General features: G+C 60.2%; 14 protein-coding genes. 9 read left to right on the top strand and 5 right to left on the bottom strand.

All coding sequences use genetic code 11. The features are described from left to right. Positions 1–118: 118 nt before the first annotated feature. The 6 genes from SGJ19_22730 to SGJ19_22705 all read left to right on the top strand — a co-directional run bounded on the left by SGJ19_22730 (position 119) and on the right by SGJ19_22705 (position 7371). Positions 119–448 (top strand): hypothetical protein, encoded by a 330-nt coding sequence (locus SGJ19_22730; GenBank protein ID MDZ4783071.1) that lies wholly within the window; start codon positions 119–121, stop codon positions 446–448. 321 nt (positions 449–769) lie between these two features. Then, a complete protein-coding gene (locus SGJ19_22725; protein ID MDZ4783070.1) occupies positions 770–2353 on the top strand; it encodes an Hsp70 family protein in 1584 nt (527 codons plus the stop codon). A 52-nt stretch (positions 2354–2405) separates the two neighbouring features. Further along, the gene (locus tag SGJ19_22720; GenBank protein ID MDZ4783069.1) at positions 2406–3416 is read left to right on the top strand and encodes a hypothetical protein; all 1011 of its coding nucleotides are present in this window, start codon (positions 2406–2408) and stop codon (positions 3414–3416) included. Between the two features lie 103 nt (positions 3417–3519). Then, positions 3520–4446, top strand: coding sequence for a hypothetical protein (locus SGJ19_22715; GenBank protein ID MDZ4783068.1), 927 nt, complete (start codon positions 3520–3522; stop codon positions 4444–4446). Positions 4447–4505: 59 nt separating this feature from the next. Further along, complete coding sequence (locus SGJ19_22710; GenBank protein ID MDZ4783067.1) at positions 4506–5687, top strand: DUF1573 domain-containing protein; 1182 nt, start codon at positions 4506–4508, stop codon at positions 5685–5687. 100 nt (positions 5688–5787) lie between these two features. Beyond that, the gene (locus SGJ19_22705; protein MDZ4783066.1) at positions 5788–7371 is read left to right on the top strand and encodes a multiheme c-type cytochrome; all 1584 of its coding nucleotides are present in this window, start codon (positions 5788–5790) and stop codon (positions 7369–7371) included. Between the two features lie 224 nt (positions 7372–7595). Here the strand turns inward: SGJ19_22705 and SGJ19_22700 are convergent, their stop codons facing one another. Continuing rightward, entirely contained in the window at positions 7596–9047 is a 1452-nt protein-coding gene (locus SGJ19_22700) for a hypothetical protein (protein ID MDZ4783065.1), read from the bottom strand. A 500-nt stretch (positions 9048–9547) separates the two neighbouring features. Here SGJ19_22700 and SGJ19_22695 point away from each other — a divergent pair, with 500 nt between their 5' ends. After that, positions 9548–9904, top strand: coding sequence for a hypothetical protein (locus tag SGJ19_22695; protein ID MDZ4783064.1), 357 nt, complete (start codon positions 9548–9550; stop codon positions 9902–9904). 462 nt (positions 9905–10366) lie between these two features. On the opposite strand, the gene SGJ19_22690 is transcribed toward SGJ19_22695, so the two are convergent. From SGJ19_22690 to SGJ19_22675, 4 genes are all read right to left on the bottom strand, one after another. After that, on the bottom strand, positions 10367–11491 hold the full coding sequence (locus SGJ19_22690; protein MDZ4783063.1) for an endonuclease/exonuclease/phosphatase family protein: 1125 nt from the start codon (positions 11489–11491) through the stop codon (positions 10367–10369). 124 nt (positions 11492–11615) lie between these two features. After that, positions 11616–12107: a hypothetical protein gene (locus SGJ19_22685; GenBank protein ID MDZ4783062.1), complete on the bottom strand. Its 492-nt coding sequence runs from the start codon at positions 12105–12107 to the stop codon at positions 11616–11618. A 119-nt stretch (positions 12108–12226) separates the two neighbouring features. Beyond that, positions 12227–13486, bottom strand: a complete 1260-nt coding sequence (locus SGJ19_22680) for a hypothetical protein (GenBank protein ID MDZ4783061.1) — start codon at positions 13484–13486, stop codon at positions 12227–12229. Between the two features lie 11 nt (positions 13487–13497). Continuing rightward, positions 13498–13971: a hypothetical protein gene (locus SGJ19_22675; GenBank protein MDZ4783060.1), complete on the bottom strand. Its 474-nt coding sequence runs from the start codon at positions 13969–13971 to the stop codon at positions 13498–13500. Positions 13972–14385: 414 nt separating this feature from the next. Here SGJ19_22675 and SGJ19_22670 point away from each other — a divergent pair, with 414 nt between their 5' ends. Then, complete coding sequence (locus SGJ19_22670) at positions 14386–15273, top strand: hypothetical protein (GenBank protein MDZ4783059.1); 888 nt, start codon at positions 14386–14388, stop codon at positions 15271–15273. Continuing rightward, on the top strand, positions 15270–15671 hold the full coding sequence (locus SGJ19_22665) for a hypothetical protein (protein ID MDZ4783058.1): 402 nt from the start codon (positions 15270–15272) through the stop codon (positions 15669–15671). Before SGJ19_22670 ends, SGJ19_22665 begins: the two co-directional genes overlap by 4 nt. Positions 15672–15857: the final 186 nt, after the last annotated feature.

The following is a 15857-nucleotide window of genomic DNA, read 5'->3' as shown; positions in this document are numbered from 1 at the left end:
TTTCATTTTGACTGGCTCCCGTGCAAAAAGCGGGGCATGTACGAAGCCGTCGAGGGCACCCTCAATGCGACCTCTCATTAGCTTAACGCCGAGCTATGTCAGCAGATAGAATGCTGGCATGGATTCGAACCCGCTAAAACGCCCGATTCGGTTCACGCTCAGGACGCTGCTGGGAGTGGTAGCGGTCATGGTGTGCCTGGGAGTGCTTGCCCGGCCGACCGATCCTACGCGCGTGGAAAATGAAATGTCGGAGCTTGAAGTCTGGTGGCGGTGTGGATGGCCGCGCGATACCGATCAGGACGGCGCCGAAAAGACGGCATGGTGGTATGCCACCGGCAGCCGTGAGACCGGATGGTGGTACGACAACGGGAACCGCGAGCGCGAGATTTCAAGCGTGTATGTGGTCTTCGTCAAGGGCCGCGTCAAGCTGACCTACCTCAACCAATGATATAATGACTTAACTGCTAATTTGCCAAGCACGGATTCGCGTCTCCGGCCGAGGCCCAAAAATCTCTGTAGGCGTTGCGCGACTACTATTACGCGCGGTTCCAGGGCGTGGAGAAAGACGATGCCTACTCCACTGGAATCTGCTTCGCGACGAGGAGTGGTGGAAGGTGACGCTCGGCGAGGGTTGGGAACAGGTGTTGTAAATCGACAAAACAGAGCCGTCGCTTACCCGGCTCGCAGCTTGACGCCGCCACGGCGCACCAATTAGCCTAAACGGTTCAGCTTTCCGCCGTTTGGGCCCCCTCTGGAAGGTGTTGCCGCGATGTGTGCCATGGAGTTTCAGCCTGGTCGAACCGTTGGGATCGACCTGGGCACCACTTTTTCCGCGCTGGCCTACGTCAACGACGAAGGGGAGCCGATCACCGTCCTGAATGCCGACGACGAGGACGAGACCCCCAGCCTGATTCTCCTGGCGGACAAGGGGCACGTGATCGTCGGCGCCAGCCGCGTCCGGGCCGCCATGGAGGACCCCGATAAGGTCGTCGAGCGGGTCAAACGCGAGATGGGCGAGGCGGCCTACAAGCGGACGTTCGACGGGAAAGAGATCACGCCGGAGTTTGTTTCCGCGCTGATTCTGAAAAAGCTCCGCCAGGACGCCGAGAAGCGGATCGGCAAGGTTGGCAATGCGGTCATCACGGTGCCCTATTACTTCAACGACGCCCGGCGAAAGGCCACGCAGGACGCCGCGAAGATCGCGGGCATCAACGCCATCGACATCATCAACGAGCCGACCGCAGCGACGCTGACTTACGCCTGGCACCGCGGCGAGTTGGGCGTCGGCAAAGAGACCGAGCGACCCCGCCTGGTGCTGGTTTACGACCTTGGCGGCGGTACGTTCGACGTGACGCTGGTCAAGTACACGCCGACGCACTTCCAAGTGCTGGCCACCGATGGCGACGTGCATCTGGGCGGCGTCGATTGGAACGACCGGCTGCTGGACCTCGTGGCGGATGAATTCCAGGCCAAACACGGCGTCGACCTGCGACAAGTTCCGGCGGCGGTCCATGTACTGCGGAACGATTGCGACCAGGCCAAGATCGCGCTTTCCGAGGGGCAAAAAACGTCGATCACGTTCCGCCACGGCGGCAAGGCGGTGTCGGTCAGCATCACGCGGGATCAATTCGAGCAACTCACGGGCGATTTGCTGCAACGTACGATCGACACCACGGAGTTGGTGCTCAACACCGGCAAAGTCGGCGCGAAGGAACTGGACGCGATCGTGCTCGTTGGCGGTTCCACGCTGATGCCACGCGTGCCGCTGCTGTTGGAGCAGGTGACCGGCGTGAAACCGTACCAGGGGATTTCGCCGCATACCTCCGTGGCGCAAGGCGCGGCCATCCATGCCGCCATCCTGGAAGCCAAATACCGCGGCGAACGGAGCGAAATGGCGGAAATCATCCGTCGCCGACTCAAGGGCGTGCGCCAGGACGACGTGAACTCGCACGGCCTGGGCGTCGTGGCCGTGAATCCGCGGAGCGGCAAGCCGGTGAATCACATCATGATCCACCGCAATACGCCGCTGCCGGCAGAAAAAAGCCAGGTGTTTCACACCATTCAAGACAGCCAACAGCGGGTCTCGGTGAAAGTTGTCGAAGGGGACGCGCCCGATCCGGCCGCCTGCTCGTTGATCGGCAAATGCCGCGTCACCGACCTGCCGGCAGGCTTGCCGAAGGGCTCGCCGATCGAAGTGACCTACGCTTTCGACGAGAACGGCCGCGTCACCGTGCGGGCCAAAGACATGACCGGCGGCCGTGAAGCCAAAATCGAAATCGAACGCGGCGGCGGCCTCAACGATGCTCAAATCGACGCCTACGGAAAACTGGCGCACGACTATAAGGTGGAGTAGCCGCGAGTCCGGACACTGAAAACAGAACACTGGAAACTGAACACTCTTTCCCATGTCCTCCACCGTCGACGTTTATCGCGATTGGCTTGGCGTCAAAGAGACGAACCGGCCGCTCACCCATTACCAGCTATTGCGGCTGAAACAGTTCGAGGACGACGCCGCCAAGGTGCGCGAGCACTACCGCAAGATGAACGCCCACGTGCGCAAATATGCCGCGGGCGAGTTCGCCAAAGAATCGCAGGCGCTGTTGAACGAGTTGGCCCGGGCGATGCTATGCCTCACCGACTCCACGCGCAAAACGGAATACGACGCCTCGCTGGGTCGCAAGGATCAGCAGGCCGGCGGCAAACGCTCGCTCGAACAAATCCTGATCGGCCGCAAGCTGATCGAGCAGCCCCAGTTGGAAAAAGCGCGGCAGTACGCGCAAGTCGTCGGCGTCGAGATTCGCGACGCACTCGTGCAACAGAAGCTCGCCACCTGGGACGTGGTGATGCCGGCCTACGCCGAGTCGCTGGGCGTCCCGTATATCGACCTGAACGACTTGGGCATCGACGAGAATTTGGTTCCCAAGGTGCCCGCGGTCACGGCGCGGCAGTATTCCTGCGTGCCGGTGATGGTCGCCGATGGTCGGGCGATTCTGGGCTCGCCGAACTTCATCCCGCCCGAGGTGGAGGACGACCTGCGGATTCGGATCGGCTTGCCGGTCCGCTGGGTACTCTGCACGCCGCCACAGATCAACGCCGCGATGGACAAATACTTCCCGAAAGCCGCCGCGACGGCGGAAATGTCCGCGCGGGGCGGCGTGGCGGGAAAATCGGCCCAGGCCCCGTCGGCTGACGGTACGCCAGCCGCCAGTGCGCCGGTTTATTCGTCGGAGCAGCGGGCGAATCGCCGGAAGGATCAGATTCAAAGGACAATGCTAGCCTTCGGCATGACAGTCATCGCCGTGATGGTCCTGACCCAGTACGTCGTCACCATCGAAAGCTCCATCATCTCGTACTTGTTGGCCTTCTTCCTGGCCTCCATGACTGCCGGCGCAACCTGGTTCGTGACGGGAAAATAGGGCGGGCTGCGGGGAAATATTTGAAACCGCGCGCATCATCGGTTAGTCTCGTGGAGTCCGCCAGCTGCCTGGTTGCGGCTGGCTTTTCTTTCGAGGATTGGCCATGCGAAATTGCTTGATAGTTGTTGCCGCGTTGATTGGCTGCCTTGTCTTCGCTTTTGAATCCAGCCACGCCGGCATGGTCTTCTCCGGCGGCTGGGTCGAGTCGCGAGCTTACTCGGGATGGACGCCCGATGCGCCCATTGAACAGGCACGGGAATCCATTGCTTCGCTGCCTTTCGACTCGGAAGCGTCCGCCCACGCGGGAAGTACGCGCAGCGAGGTCGAACATGAAGTCCACGCCACAGTTGGCGGATCCGAATTCCGTTGGGGATTGAGCCAGGCTCACGACGGCGGGCCGTTGAGCTTTGCCGTCTCCGAAGGGGAACTGGCTTTTCAAGTCACGGACGCCAGCCCGTTCGCGCTCCAGGGGGACTACGCCTTTTCAGGCCCGGGCATCAAGCGAGCCTATTTTCGACTGTACGATTCCCCCGCGGATACAACGCCGGTATTTCAGTGGGATGAAGTGTCGCAGCTGGTGGCGTCAACTTTCGCGCCCCAGGGCGCCGGGGATCTGCAACCCGGCATTGGGTATCGCCTGGTCTACCGCCTGCTGTTGGATAACCACACCCCGGCAGAACCCGGCGTGACGACCGGCAGCTTCCAGTTCACCATTGGCGAACCGGAACGCGACGGACTGGTCGGCGATACCGACGGCAACGGCCGGATCGACGTGACCGACTTGAACCACGTCCGCAATAACTTCGGCCAGCAGGCGGAACAGGTGTTAGGGGACACGTTTCCGTTCGACGGCCGCGTCGACATCAAGGACTTGAACGCGGTCCGCAATACTTTTGGGACCTCGCGGCCCCAAGTTGTGCCGGAGCCGAGCGGGCTATGCCTCGCACTGAGTGGCGTCGCGGTGTTGGTTAGGCGCATCCGCCGCCAGACTTTATTCAACAAGCGACCTGCGGCGCGGTATGATGCGTAGTAGCGGGTAGTGTCCCGCCGCGGGCAACGTCGGAGGTCGGCTGCAATGGCCGGTGGCGGATGAAGATTTCAGTTTTGGTCAGCATCGTGCTGGGCTTCGGCGCAGTCGTGGCGGCGCTGGGCCTCATGGCCACCTACGGCGTCATTCCTAAAGAACTTACGCCCACCGAAAAGGCGTTGAAGCAGCTCGAGGAAATGGAACTCACGCCCGTTTCCGAAGCAAAGGTCTCGCTAGAAACCGAGACCGACCTGATCGACTTCGGCACGCTTGAGGAGGGCGTCCAGGTCACCCGCGATTTTCCCCTGAAGAACTTCGGGACCGATCCGCTCCGACTGACGCTCAAGCCCTCCTGTGGCTGCATCCGCGTCAAAGACCGGGAAATTGAGATTCCGCCGGGCGAGACGCTGATCGTCCCGATCACCATTGTCACCAACGATCTCTACGGGATTGTGAATGACAAGAAGGTGTTGATCCACAGCCGGGACGCTAGTCAAAAACAATTGATGGCGATCAACATCAACGCCGTGGTGACGCGGCCGTTGGAGATCAGTCCGCCGAAAGTAACGTTCAATCGCTTGTTGGCCGATGACACCGTGACGCGCGAGACCAAAGTCTATGCCCAGCACGATCGTGATTTCGAGATCACCGGCTTTCGACTCAGCAGGCCCGACACAGCCGACCACTTCGACGTCGCCTATCGCCGCTTGGAACCGTCGGAATTGCCAGAAGACGGCAAGCACGGCTGGCTGGTGACCGTGACCGTGAAGCCGGGTTTGCCGACCGGCAGCTTCAGGCAGGGCGTCGAACTGACCACGACGTTGGAAAAAGCCCTCGACACGCAACTGGAAGTCGAGGGAAACGTCGTGAATGACATCGCCATCGTAGCGATTGGCGGAAACTTCGTGCCTAAATTCAACTTGCTCACGTTGGGCGCATTGCACCAGGCGCAGGGGGGGCAGGCCAAGCTCAAGATGCTGATCGCCGGCGAGTATGCCGACAAGATCGAACTGGGCGAACCCGTCTGTGAGCCGGAGTTCGTCAAAGTCACGTTGGGCGAGCGGAAGTTGCTCAACAACGGCGCGGCCAGCGAAATCCCCATCGAGATCGAGATTCCCCCTCAAAGTCCGCTGATCAGTAAGATGGGCAAGGCCAGGGACGAGATGGGGCGGATCACGATTCCGACGAATCATCCCAGTATGAAGGAAGTCCACATCCTGCTAAATTTCGCCGTCGAGAATTGACCCCCGTCGCAGGGCAGGGAGGCTCATCCGTCGTGCGGAAAACCGCGATTGGCGGACGGACCGGGGAATTCGATTTCGCGTAGCCCAGGGATGGTGAAGCATGCCGATTGCTAAGTCACGTTCCGCGCGCCGCGGTGGCGCCTTGATGATCGCTCTAGTCCTAGTTGGTTTAGGCGTGCTGGGAATTCCCGCCTGCAACAATGGCGGCGCGCCGGCGCCGGGCACACCAGCGGGAACTTCCGCCGCATCGGACGGTGGCGCGGCCAACGCTCCCGTGGGCGAGGAAAAATTCGACCCGATCAAGGAGAACGGGCCGATCTTCGAGGACTGGATCAAGCCGGAGCTGACGCTGGTCTTCACCGGCGATCAACACGGCTATTTCGAGCCCTGCGGCTGCGCCGGACCGGGCCGACAAAAGGGTGGCATGAGTCGCCGACATACCTTCTTGAGGCAGTTGGTCGCCGACGGCTGGAATCCCGTGCCGATCGACCTCGGGGGACTCAGCCGCAGCACCGGCGAGCAAGCGGAAATCAAGCTCCGCACGTCGTTCGACGCCCTGAAGAAAATGGACTACCGCGCCATCGGCCTCGCGGGCGACGACTTGCGCTTTCCGCCGGAGGATTTAATCTCCGCAACCGTGAACGACGAAGGCGCACTCGCGCCGTTCGTCTCCGCGAACGTCGTGGTACTTGGTATGGAGAGCCGGTTTTTGGTCCTCGAAACCGCCGGGGCGAAGCTCGGCATCACGTCGGTCGTGGCCGGCAAGCAGCGCGATGAGCTCGTGGAGTCGATCGACCCAGGAACAACGATCGAAGAGCCCGCGGAGGCGCTCAAACAAGTTGTGCCGCAGTTAAAAGAGGCCGGCTGCGATTTCATGATTCTGCTGTGCTTCGCGTCGCCAGAGGAATCGCAGGCGTTAGCGCAGCAGTTCCCAGAGTTCAATTTCGTCGTCACGTCCGGCGGACCGGACGAACCGCCACTGGAGTTGGCCACGGTGACCGGCGGCACTGCGAAGTTGGTGCAACTGGGCCACAAGGGTATGTACGCCGTGGCGATCGGCCTGTATGGAAAGGGAAAATCGCGTTACCAGCGAGTGCCGCTCGATTCCCGGTTCGCCGATTCCCCCGAAATGCATGAGTTCATGGTCAGCTATCAGGACCAGCTTAAGACGCTCGGCTGGGAAGGTCTCGACGTGAGCGGCGTGCTGCACGAGCGCGCGAAGGGCGCGGACGACGCGAACGCCCAGTTCGTCGGCGCCGAAGCCTGCGGCAAATGCCACTCCCAGGCCTATTCCGTCTGGAAGGGAAGCAAGCACTCCCACGCGACGGAAACGCTCACCAAGCTCGATCCGCCGCGGCAGTTCGATCCCGAGTGTATCGCCTGTCACGCCACGGGTTGGGATAGCGAGCACTATGTGCCGTACCTGGGCGGCTTTGACAGCATCGCCGCGACGTCGCACCTGGCCGGCAACAGCTGCGAAAACTGTCACGGCCCCGGCAGCGGCCACGTCGCGGCGGAAGCGGCCCGTGAACCGAAAGTCCGCGAAGAAATGCGCAGCCTGATGCGTCTCAACCTCGCGATCGCCGAGCAAAAAACCTGCCGCGGCTGCCACGACCTGGACAACAGCCCCACGTTTGATTTCAAAACTTACTGGGACAAGATCAAGCACGCGGGGAAGAACTAGCGCGGCGCCAAGTCAGAACACCAGCCCGTAGCGCCAGCGAGGGAGCGTGGACGCCGCGTACCAGTGCGGAAGAAACTCTCAACGGCTCGCGCACTGAACCAGCTCGTCGCCTCCGCTGCTTCGCGTTTTCGCTATTTCGCGCTTTCGCGATGAAAATGGGGGCGATTTTTGTTATCGCGAAAGCGCGAAATAGCGAAAACGCGAAAGGGAAGCGGCAAGATCTACTACGGTTGCGCCGTGCCCTGAACTTTGGCTCGGGATTCTTCGTAGGTGCGTTTCCAGGAGTTGGAGCGATAACGAAGATCATCGCTCCGGGCTTCGCCGCCATCGTCTTTGCCGTCTGGCCCGACGGAATAAATGACGAGGTCGCCGTCGATCTTGGTCATGCGAATCGGCGCATTCGCGAAGGGATCTTGAGGAACCGCCGCGAGGCAGGCTGGAACCAAGTCGTCGAGGCGCTCTGGAAAGGCGCTATGCTTGAGCTTGTAGCGATAGCATGCCACGAAGGTGTTAAACGCTCGATCAGTGGCTGTGCCACGAACTGCCGCGGCTGCGAGATGCCATGCTCCGCCCACCGTACCGTTGGTGACAAAGTAGCGCTGCGGCATGGCACTTGAGCGCGCGAGAGTTTGCTGAATGTCGTCGTTCACCTGATTGGTGTCACGCCAAACCGCGACAAGGTCGTTCGATCGCGTCGCGTCGCAGTATCGGCGCATGGCGCGCCAATACTCCCATGCGTCGACGTGCGAAACGCAATACCAGATTCTGGGTCGTTTCGACATCAGTGCGGTCAACTCGCTATCCAAAGCATAGGCGCCGTCGAAACACTGCGCACAATAGAGCCGCTCCCAACGTACGGCCTGCCGAAGTTGTTCGCAGTAATCTACGTCTCGCGTGACATCTTGTAGTGCCGCGAGCTGTTCGTCGCTAAAGCCTGCGAAATCGAGCATCTGGGCGCTTTGGTAGTAGTACATGCCATAAAGCGCGACGCGCACTTCTAGTGAGAGCGCCTGTGGCTCCGCGGCCAGGCAGTTTGGCAATACTCCTAGGGCGGTTAGTGTTAGATGCAAGTCGCTCGGATGATAGCGATGTGCCGCCACAATGGCGCGGAGACTTAGCAGTCGCGCCGCCGCACGCGGCTTGTAGCCGACGCGCATCACGTCTTGCGTTGTCAAATCACTTCCGGTTAATGCAAACCGGCACTCGCCCCCCAGCGCCGCCGCTTTGTCGAGCGTCATGAAGTTGTAGTTTTCGCCATCGATGAATTTCGCGGCGGCTTCCAGGCCGAGCCAGTCGACGCCCGGCGGCGGGATCGACGATTCGTCCGCTTCGCCGTCGCCGACGTAGGGAAGCGAACCTGCCCGGCGTTCCCAGACCTGGCTGGTGATGATGGCGAAGACCTCGTCGTACAGCTGCGTGCAATCTTTCTCCGGCGCCAGGGGCGGGATGCTGTCGATCACATCCTCGAACGAGGCCGGCTCTCCGGCGGCGCGGATGCGGTCCAGTTCCGCCGCGATCGCCTGATTCGTCCGCCAACGAATCACCGCCCAACTGATCGGGACGATGCTGAACAGCAGCAAGAAAATTGCGCTGAGCCACAGCAGCACGCGCCAACGCGAACGCCGGCCAAGCGACGACTCGTGATCTGACGGCGGAAGCGAAGCAGCGTCGGACATGCCACTACACTAACCCGAATCGCGAGCGAGGGGGAGAGGACGCGGGTCTCAAAACCCGGAGCATCGGAAACGCCCTTGCCAGAGTCCTCCTCCGCCCTTTCGCGATGAAATCGGGATTGCTTCGAATGGTACTTGAACTTGCCTTAAGTATTTATGCGGCAGATGTTTTGTAGTCTTTCTGAAGTGGACCACAAGCGCTGGACCACAACAGGGCTGGTATTTGCTATGGGTAAGAATGTTCTGCCTCGGGGTTCCGCCGAGGGGGGGGCCTCAGAAACTGCCTACAGCCCGCAATGCTCCTGCTTTCGTGCACCTCACTGGTGTGACATTGCAGCTTTCAAGCTGTGAGGCCGGTTTCCTGTCCAAGTTCAAGGCGATTCGTCCGACCGTCTTGGCCATATTGATGGCCGTGGGTGCGGTCGTTGCTCCACTGCAAACAGTTGTCCATCCGTGATCGGGCGTGGTCTAATGGGCTGGTACTGCGAAAGGGCTTCAATCCAATGTATGGCGTTCCCGCCGACCTACCGGTCCAGCGATTCGTTGGCGACTTCTTGACTCAAGTACGAATTGGAAAGCACGACATTCAATTCGCGTTTGGTCAGAGCGGCACAGTCTCAGTGTGGGGACATTGGGAGTTGGTGGACAGCGGTGGAAACTTGGTCGATTGCGCGCGCGAACCTAACGAGCGCGACGCCTACCGCGTCCATGCCATTCTCAATCAAGCCGTCTCCGATTGGAGCATTGATCCACCGCACTCATTTTCGATTACTTTTGAAAGCGGCCATCGTCTCAAAATTTTTGACGATTCGCCTCAATACGAATCATTTTCAATTGAGCCAGGCAACTTTGTCGTTTGAACCACGGGAATGAAATTCATTACGCTCGCTTGCGCCCGGCGCGTCAGCCGGAAGCCTGGATCATCGCCAGGATTGCTGCCGTGATCGGCGCGGGGAGCGTGGGCCAGGCGATGACAACGCTAGCCAAGTCGCGCAGGGAAGTGGGGCATGTGGTGAAAGCGCTGTTCGTAAGCCCTTCGATCTCAATACTTACGATGGGGTTTTCGCGACTTTGCAAGCCTGAGTTTGAGGATTCGATCCCATTCGTCTCCAGATTCCTGTTCTTGCCAACGCGGCCTCGATTCGCGTCAATGGAAACGTTGGCGACCGACGATCCATGATGGAGATTCGCGGACGCCGGTGCAGGCCAAGTCGACCGCGATTAGCCTGGGCGATTATTGGCTGGCGTCGTTCGCGAGAGCGACGTGACGCGGCGCGTCCGCCGCTCACGATTGGCCGATTTGCGGTGATGGCCGAATCGCATTACCGCTGAACGCCGGGGTCACGATCCGCAATGTCGTTCCGCGATGTTGCTTCCGCGCGGTGAAACTCCGCCCAGACTGGCAAGTGATCAGATACTTGCAGGGCCTGCTCGCGAGTCAGCCCGAACGTGCTTTCCAGATCGAATACGCCCCATCGCCCTGTGTATTCGCTCGTGGCAGGGCGATCGAAGAGGATATTGTCGTAGGCCTTATTGCGGCGTGTGTTTGTCATCGCGCCGCTGACGGCCCAGGTGATGCCGGGGATCTGGCCGAGTCGTCCGAGTTGCGATTCGCTGGCGTTCAAGTCGCCGAGCAAAATCACGTCGTCCTCACGAGGGTCGGCCGTTCGCATGAATTGAAATACGTCGGCGAGCGCGTCAACCTCTTGCTTGACTTCGTCGGGATCGGTGTGGGTATTGACAAGCCAGAATGAGAATTCGCGCGCCTGGGGCTGGGTGCGCGCTCGGAAGTGCGCCTCAAACGGTTCGCGATGCAACAAATCGGCTGGGTCCGCGATCGTGCCGGCGGCGGCGGTGTCGCAGGCGACGGTCGCGGTGTCGTAAACAAACGCATATTGTTCGGTGCTGACGGTGCGTCCCAGACGCGGCCCAATCAGAAAATCGTAGCGGCTGCCATCCGCGTTGATCGCCTCGATGAATCTCGGCAAGATGTCGTCCTCCGAGGCGCGTACCTCCTGAATCGCCACGACATCAAAATGGCGCACCGCCTGTGCCAAGACGTCGAGCACGCCTGGCTTCGACAGCTTGCTCTTGCCAAACACTTGGATATTGAACGTGGCGATCAACAGCGTCTCGCCGGGTCGCCGAGCGGATGCCGGTTGCGCGGGCACAGCGTCGGCGCGAGATTGCGTTTCGATCGGGGCGGGAGTTGCTTCGTTCCCAGCGGTCAGTTCGCGCCAAGCTTCGACGAGCTTTCCCGAGCCGAGTTCTCCTTCTGATGTCGCCGAGGTTTGCCGCTGACTCAGCTTCTCGACCAGCGGCCCAATGACCGGCCAATCGGGATTGAAGTACGCGCCGACGCCGCCGCTGGAAAAGATCGCGCCGAGCAGCGAGACGATCGTGAATAAGCGCGACTTGCCGCGCGGTTGGGGCTTCTTGCTTGCCATTTCAGGCCTCCTTGCCTTCGCGGCCAACCGTCCTGGTTGACCTCACTTCGCGATGATTGCTTGGTTTTGATGTTGTCGGCGCCGCGTCGCCATGCGCATGGAATGCGATTGGGGCGCCGCTTGGTTACTTCTGGATTTGCTCTAATGCCGTCTTAGCCATTCGCGCCAATCGCGGTGATTGAGGTTGCGCGGCGCCATTCAAAGCTGTGAGTGTCGCTGCGGTCTTCGCGCCAATTTCTCCGAGGGCCCAGGCGGCGCGTTCTTGCACGGCAGTTTCCCGCGAATCTTGAAGCAGCGCTGCGAGTACGTGCTCGCTGCCAATGGCAGCGGGACCAAGACGTCCCAACAAGGTCACCGCCCAGTAGGCCACCGGCGCTTTGCTAACTGACGCGAGTTTCGTGAGTGGTTCCAGTAATTCCGCAGGAGGGGGCCCAAGTTCCTCCAGGGCAGCAACCGCCCATTCAGAGACTGCTTCGTCGTCCTCGCAGGCGTGGACAAGTTCCAGAATTGCCGGAGCAGCGTCCTGTCCCGCGTGACAGAGACTTTCCGCGGCGGCTGCCCGCTCCGCGACGTCAGGGCCTTGCAGGGCGGTTCGCCATTGCTGAATCTCTTCCATCGTGTGTCATCGCCTCCACAAAACATGTCCGTTGCAACGGGCGATCGGATCGCCAAGTCAGTCGTCGCCAAGGGGTGTAGTCATTCAGGCCGATTTCGGCGCGCTATCGAAGATTGCGACTACGCCGCATCTTCCAGCACATCTTCGCCGTACAGCGAGATCGGCTTGTCCGCGACTTCGTTCAATTTCGGCGTGATCGATCGCTGGCCGCTCGCCGGCTTCAGTCGTCGAACAAGCCAGACGGCGGGCGCTGCTAACAGCATCAAGACCACAAACACCTGGCAGGCCCTCCAAAAAAAGTGATCGATCAGGTCCGGGGTTTGCTGAATTGCTTCTTCAGTGCGTCGACGAGTGATTTCGTCGGCCGCGTCGAGCATCGTTGTCGTTTCGTTGTGCAAATCTCGGCCGACCGCCACGCGCTGCTCGTCGAGGGCCTGGAGCACCACAGAAGTGTCTTGCTCGAATTTAACCAGCGTCGCTTCGCGCATGCGATCTAATTCGCTGAGCGTCTGCTGGCGTTCGTTCGCCAGGATCTCATGGAATGCGCGGCGTTCTCGTTCGAGGAGCGCAGGGATCGCCTCGCTCACTTGGGCCAGCCGCGATACGGCTGCGACGGTCAACGAAAGGTCTTGCAGGGGACGCTGCACGATTTCCAACTGCGACGAATTAATCAGGAACAATTCCGCTTCCCAACGCGCCTGCTTGGGCAGGTGCTTGGCATAAACAGTGCCAAGCTGCTTTAGTTCCGTGACGCTTTCGTCCAAATTGCCGACCACGTGCATCAACTCTTTCGCCGGCTCTTGAACTTCCTCAATGTATCGCGATGCGATCGGCTCACGATCGAAGTACAGGCTACGTACCGGATAGTCTGTGGCGAACTTGGTGACAAATTCCTTGCCGAACCGCAGTTCGCCGCCCACCGCGCGATCGATGCTTAGCAAGCGTCTCTCCAGGGACTGGCATTCTTCGAGGACCAGCGACTGCCCGGGGCCGAACAACTGTCGCCCCGTCGCCGACTCAAAGTACAGGGTCATCTGTCGGTTCAAAATCCAGACATCCAGATAGGCCGCCAACGGATCCGGGCGCGAGGCCGCCTGAAAGCATGCGGAAGTCCCGTTGATTTTCCATAGCAAGGCGTTTCGGCGGATCGCCGGATCAGACGTGTTGGCAAGCAGTTGGTCGGCGCTGACTTCGATGCGATCCACGAAGTGAACCGTAAACTCATTGACCATCACGCGCAACTGGCGCGATGAGAGCCGAGCATCGACGGACTGCCGCTCCAGCAAGCCTTGTGGAGTAGGCGTAGTGCGACAGCCCACGGCCATGCAGCAGGCGGTCAGCAGGCTCCATGCGCCAAAAATGCACCGCCAGGCTTCCATGCGGTATCCGCCTAGCGACGATCGTCGAATAACTTCTTGAGACGCGCCCCGGGGCGGGGTTTTTGTCCGGCAGGCGTTTCCGGTTCATTGGCATCTGGAGCAAAACCGAATGACGGCTTTTTTCCCTCGTCGGCGCCGTCGAGCGCCTTGGCCATGCGATCCGCGAGAGGATTTGTGGATTCCCCCTGAGAGAGCAGATGCGGTCGCCCGTCCTGATCTCGTTCCCGTTGCTCTTGGATCTCGTGGATTCGCTCCGATGCCTTTTCCTTGACTTCCGCGGCCTTTTTCCGATCGACCGACAAGTGCGGACGACCGTTTTGCCAATCAATGGAAACCACACCTAGCATGTAGAGAATCGGCAAGGCGAGGACCACGAGCAAGGCAATGATCCGATGGCCCAGCACGCTGCGCACCGGCGACGGCATGCCTGAGGTGGCGACGTTGACGACGTTTTGCGAGAGCGTCTTCTTTTTGGGACGAGCCATCGTGCCACTTTCTGTGCGAGCGCAGTCAGAAGAAGCGAATACCCCGCAAGTCGGAGTGATTCGCGCGGGGGACTTTTAGCAATCCGCTGGGCCGAGGTCCAGATCAAACCGATTCATTTCGGCAGCAAGGGGGACCACGCCAGCGCTTGCGGAGTCGTCGGGCGTGAGGATTTCGGGAATCGGGAAATTGGCGGGGATTGCGTTGGGCTACGGCGCGTGAGGTGTTTGGGGAGCGGTGCTTCTTGCTTCGCCCCAGGTTTCTTTGCCCTGTCGCAGCCTTTCGGCATTTTCGCCGTTTGGGCGAACCGCCTTGCGCCGGTCGGCGTAGTCTGAGACAGCCTGAAAATGCTTGCGATGGCATCCTGGGCGTGGTATTGAATCGTAAATACCGCGACGATCTCAAAGGAGCTTCCCATGTCGCTGCGATTTGCCGTAGTCGTTGTTGTCGCCCTTGCGCATCCGGTGTCGGCCCAGGAAGCTGCCGAATCCCTGCCGCCCTTTGACGACAATGCCCCAAAGGAATCCCCGCAGGTCGAAGCGCCTGGGCAGGTTTATGAGATGTTCCTACAGCCTGACGCGACCTTGTTGCGCGACGACGATGGCGACTCAGCGCCCGTCCCCGATCCGCAGCAGGAGGTGCTCGAAAAGATCAAGCAGTCGCATCAGGCGGCCCATGCGGCTCGGTTGGAGATTCTGAAACTGCGGTTGAAATCGCACCAAGCCAGGTTTGACGAATTGACGGGCGCCTTGCGCGAACAACGCGAGTTGCAGGTAAAGCGGTTGGGCGACCATCCGGCCGGAAAGGCGATTTTGGCGCAGTTCGACAAAATGCAGAGTGGCGCAGTCGCCCGACTTGAATCCGCGAAGTCCGAGATTGAAGCGGCGATCGAACAGGCCAAAGAAGTTGTTAACCTGCGCCGCCAACGTGAAGCAAGCGCACTCGGCGAACTCTATCGGCAGCATACGTTTGGCGACATCGACATGCTCGCCCTCGTGGTGGAATTCGAACGCGCCGAGTTGTCGCGGCTGACTGCTCAGCACGCGCTCGCGGAGATGAAGAGCGCGGAGCGAGTGGCGGTCTTGCAACGGACGGCCCGGCAGCTTCGGGAACATGGCCAGTCAGATGCCGCTGAACAGATCGAAGCGACGACGGCAATGCTCGGCTATCTGGCAACGCCGGAGCCCGCGTACGCCCCGTTGCGCCTTAGCCCCGCGAAGACGACACCATTTCAGATTGACGAAGGCTTGCTTGACTTGCCGAAAGAGGCAGAGCCTTCGCCGGCAAAGAGAACGCAGGAATGACACGCCGGCAGAACATCGTTGTGGGGTTGCTGGCGCTCTTCTTCGGCGTTCCGCTCGTCGCAATCGTGCTTCTGGTGCTCTTCTACTTCTTCTATGACTTTGGCGTTGGGGGTCGCATTCGGAACACGGGCGACACCGTGCTTGAGTCCGTCGTCGTGGAAGTTGACGGCGTTAGAACAAATGTGGGGGACATTCAACCTGGAGCGACGGCTGAGCCGAAAGTTTACCCCAAGCAAATGGCCACCGCATTCATTGAGCTAACGGCGGACGGGCATCATCGGAGATTGGAGACAAGTGAAGTGCGGCCAAATGAAATCGGTTATCTTGGCGTGGATATCGCCCATGGGAACTTGGGCAACCTCGACGTGGATATGACCTTCCCGCTGCCCTTTAGGTAAAGCCTTCGGCGCAAGCTCAGCCAGTCCTGAAGTTGGATTTACACCCAAAGCGAAAACACGCACGTTCTTGGACTCGCCCTTAAGTTCCGCCTCCTCACCAGAATCTGTGGGTGAATTCCGGCTCGGGTAGGCGTCCGAGGTTGTGATAGAGGGCGGTTTCAATGGCTTCGTAGGTGCGGAAGCCGT

This window comes from Planctomycetia bacterium (assembly GCA_034440135.1).
In the GTDB taxonomy this organism is placed as follows: Bacteria; Planctomycetota; Planctomycetia; order Pirellulales; family JALHLM01; genus JALHLM01.
Note: the sequence above shows the minus strand (reverse complement) of the source record. Positions and strands in the feature narration are given on the sequence as shown.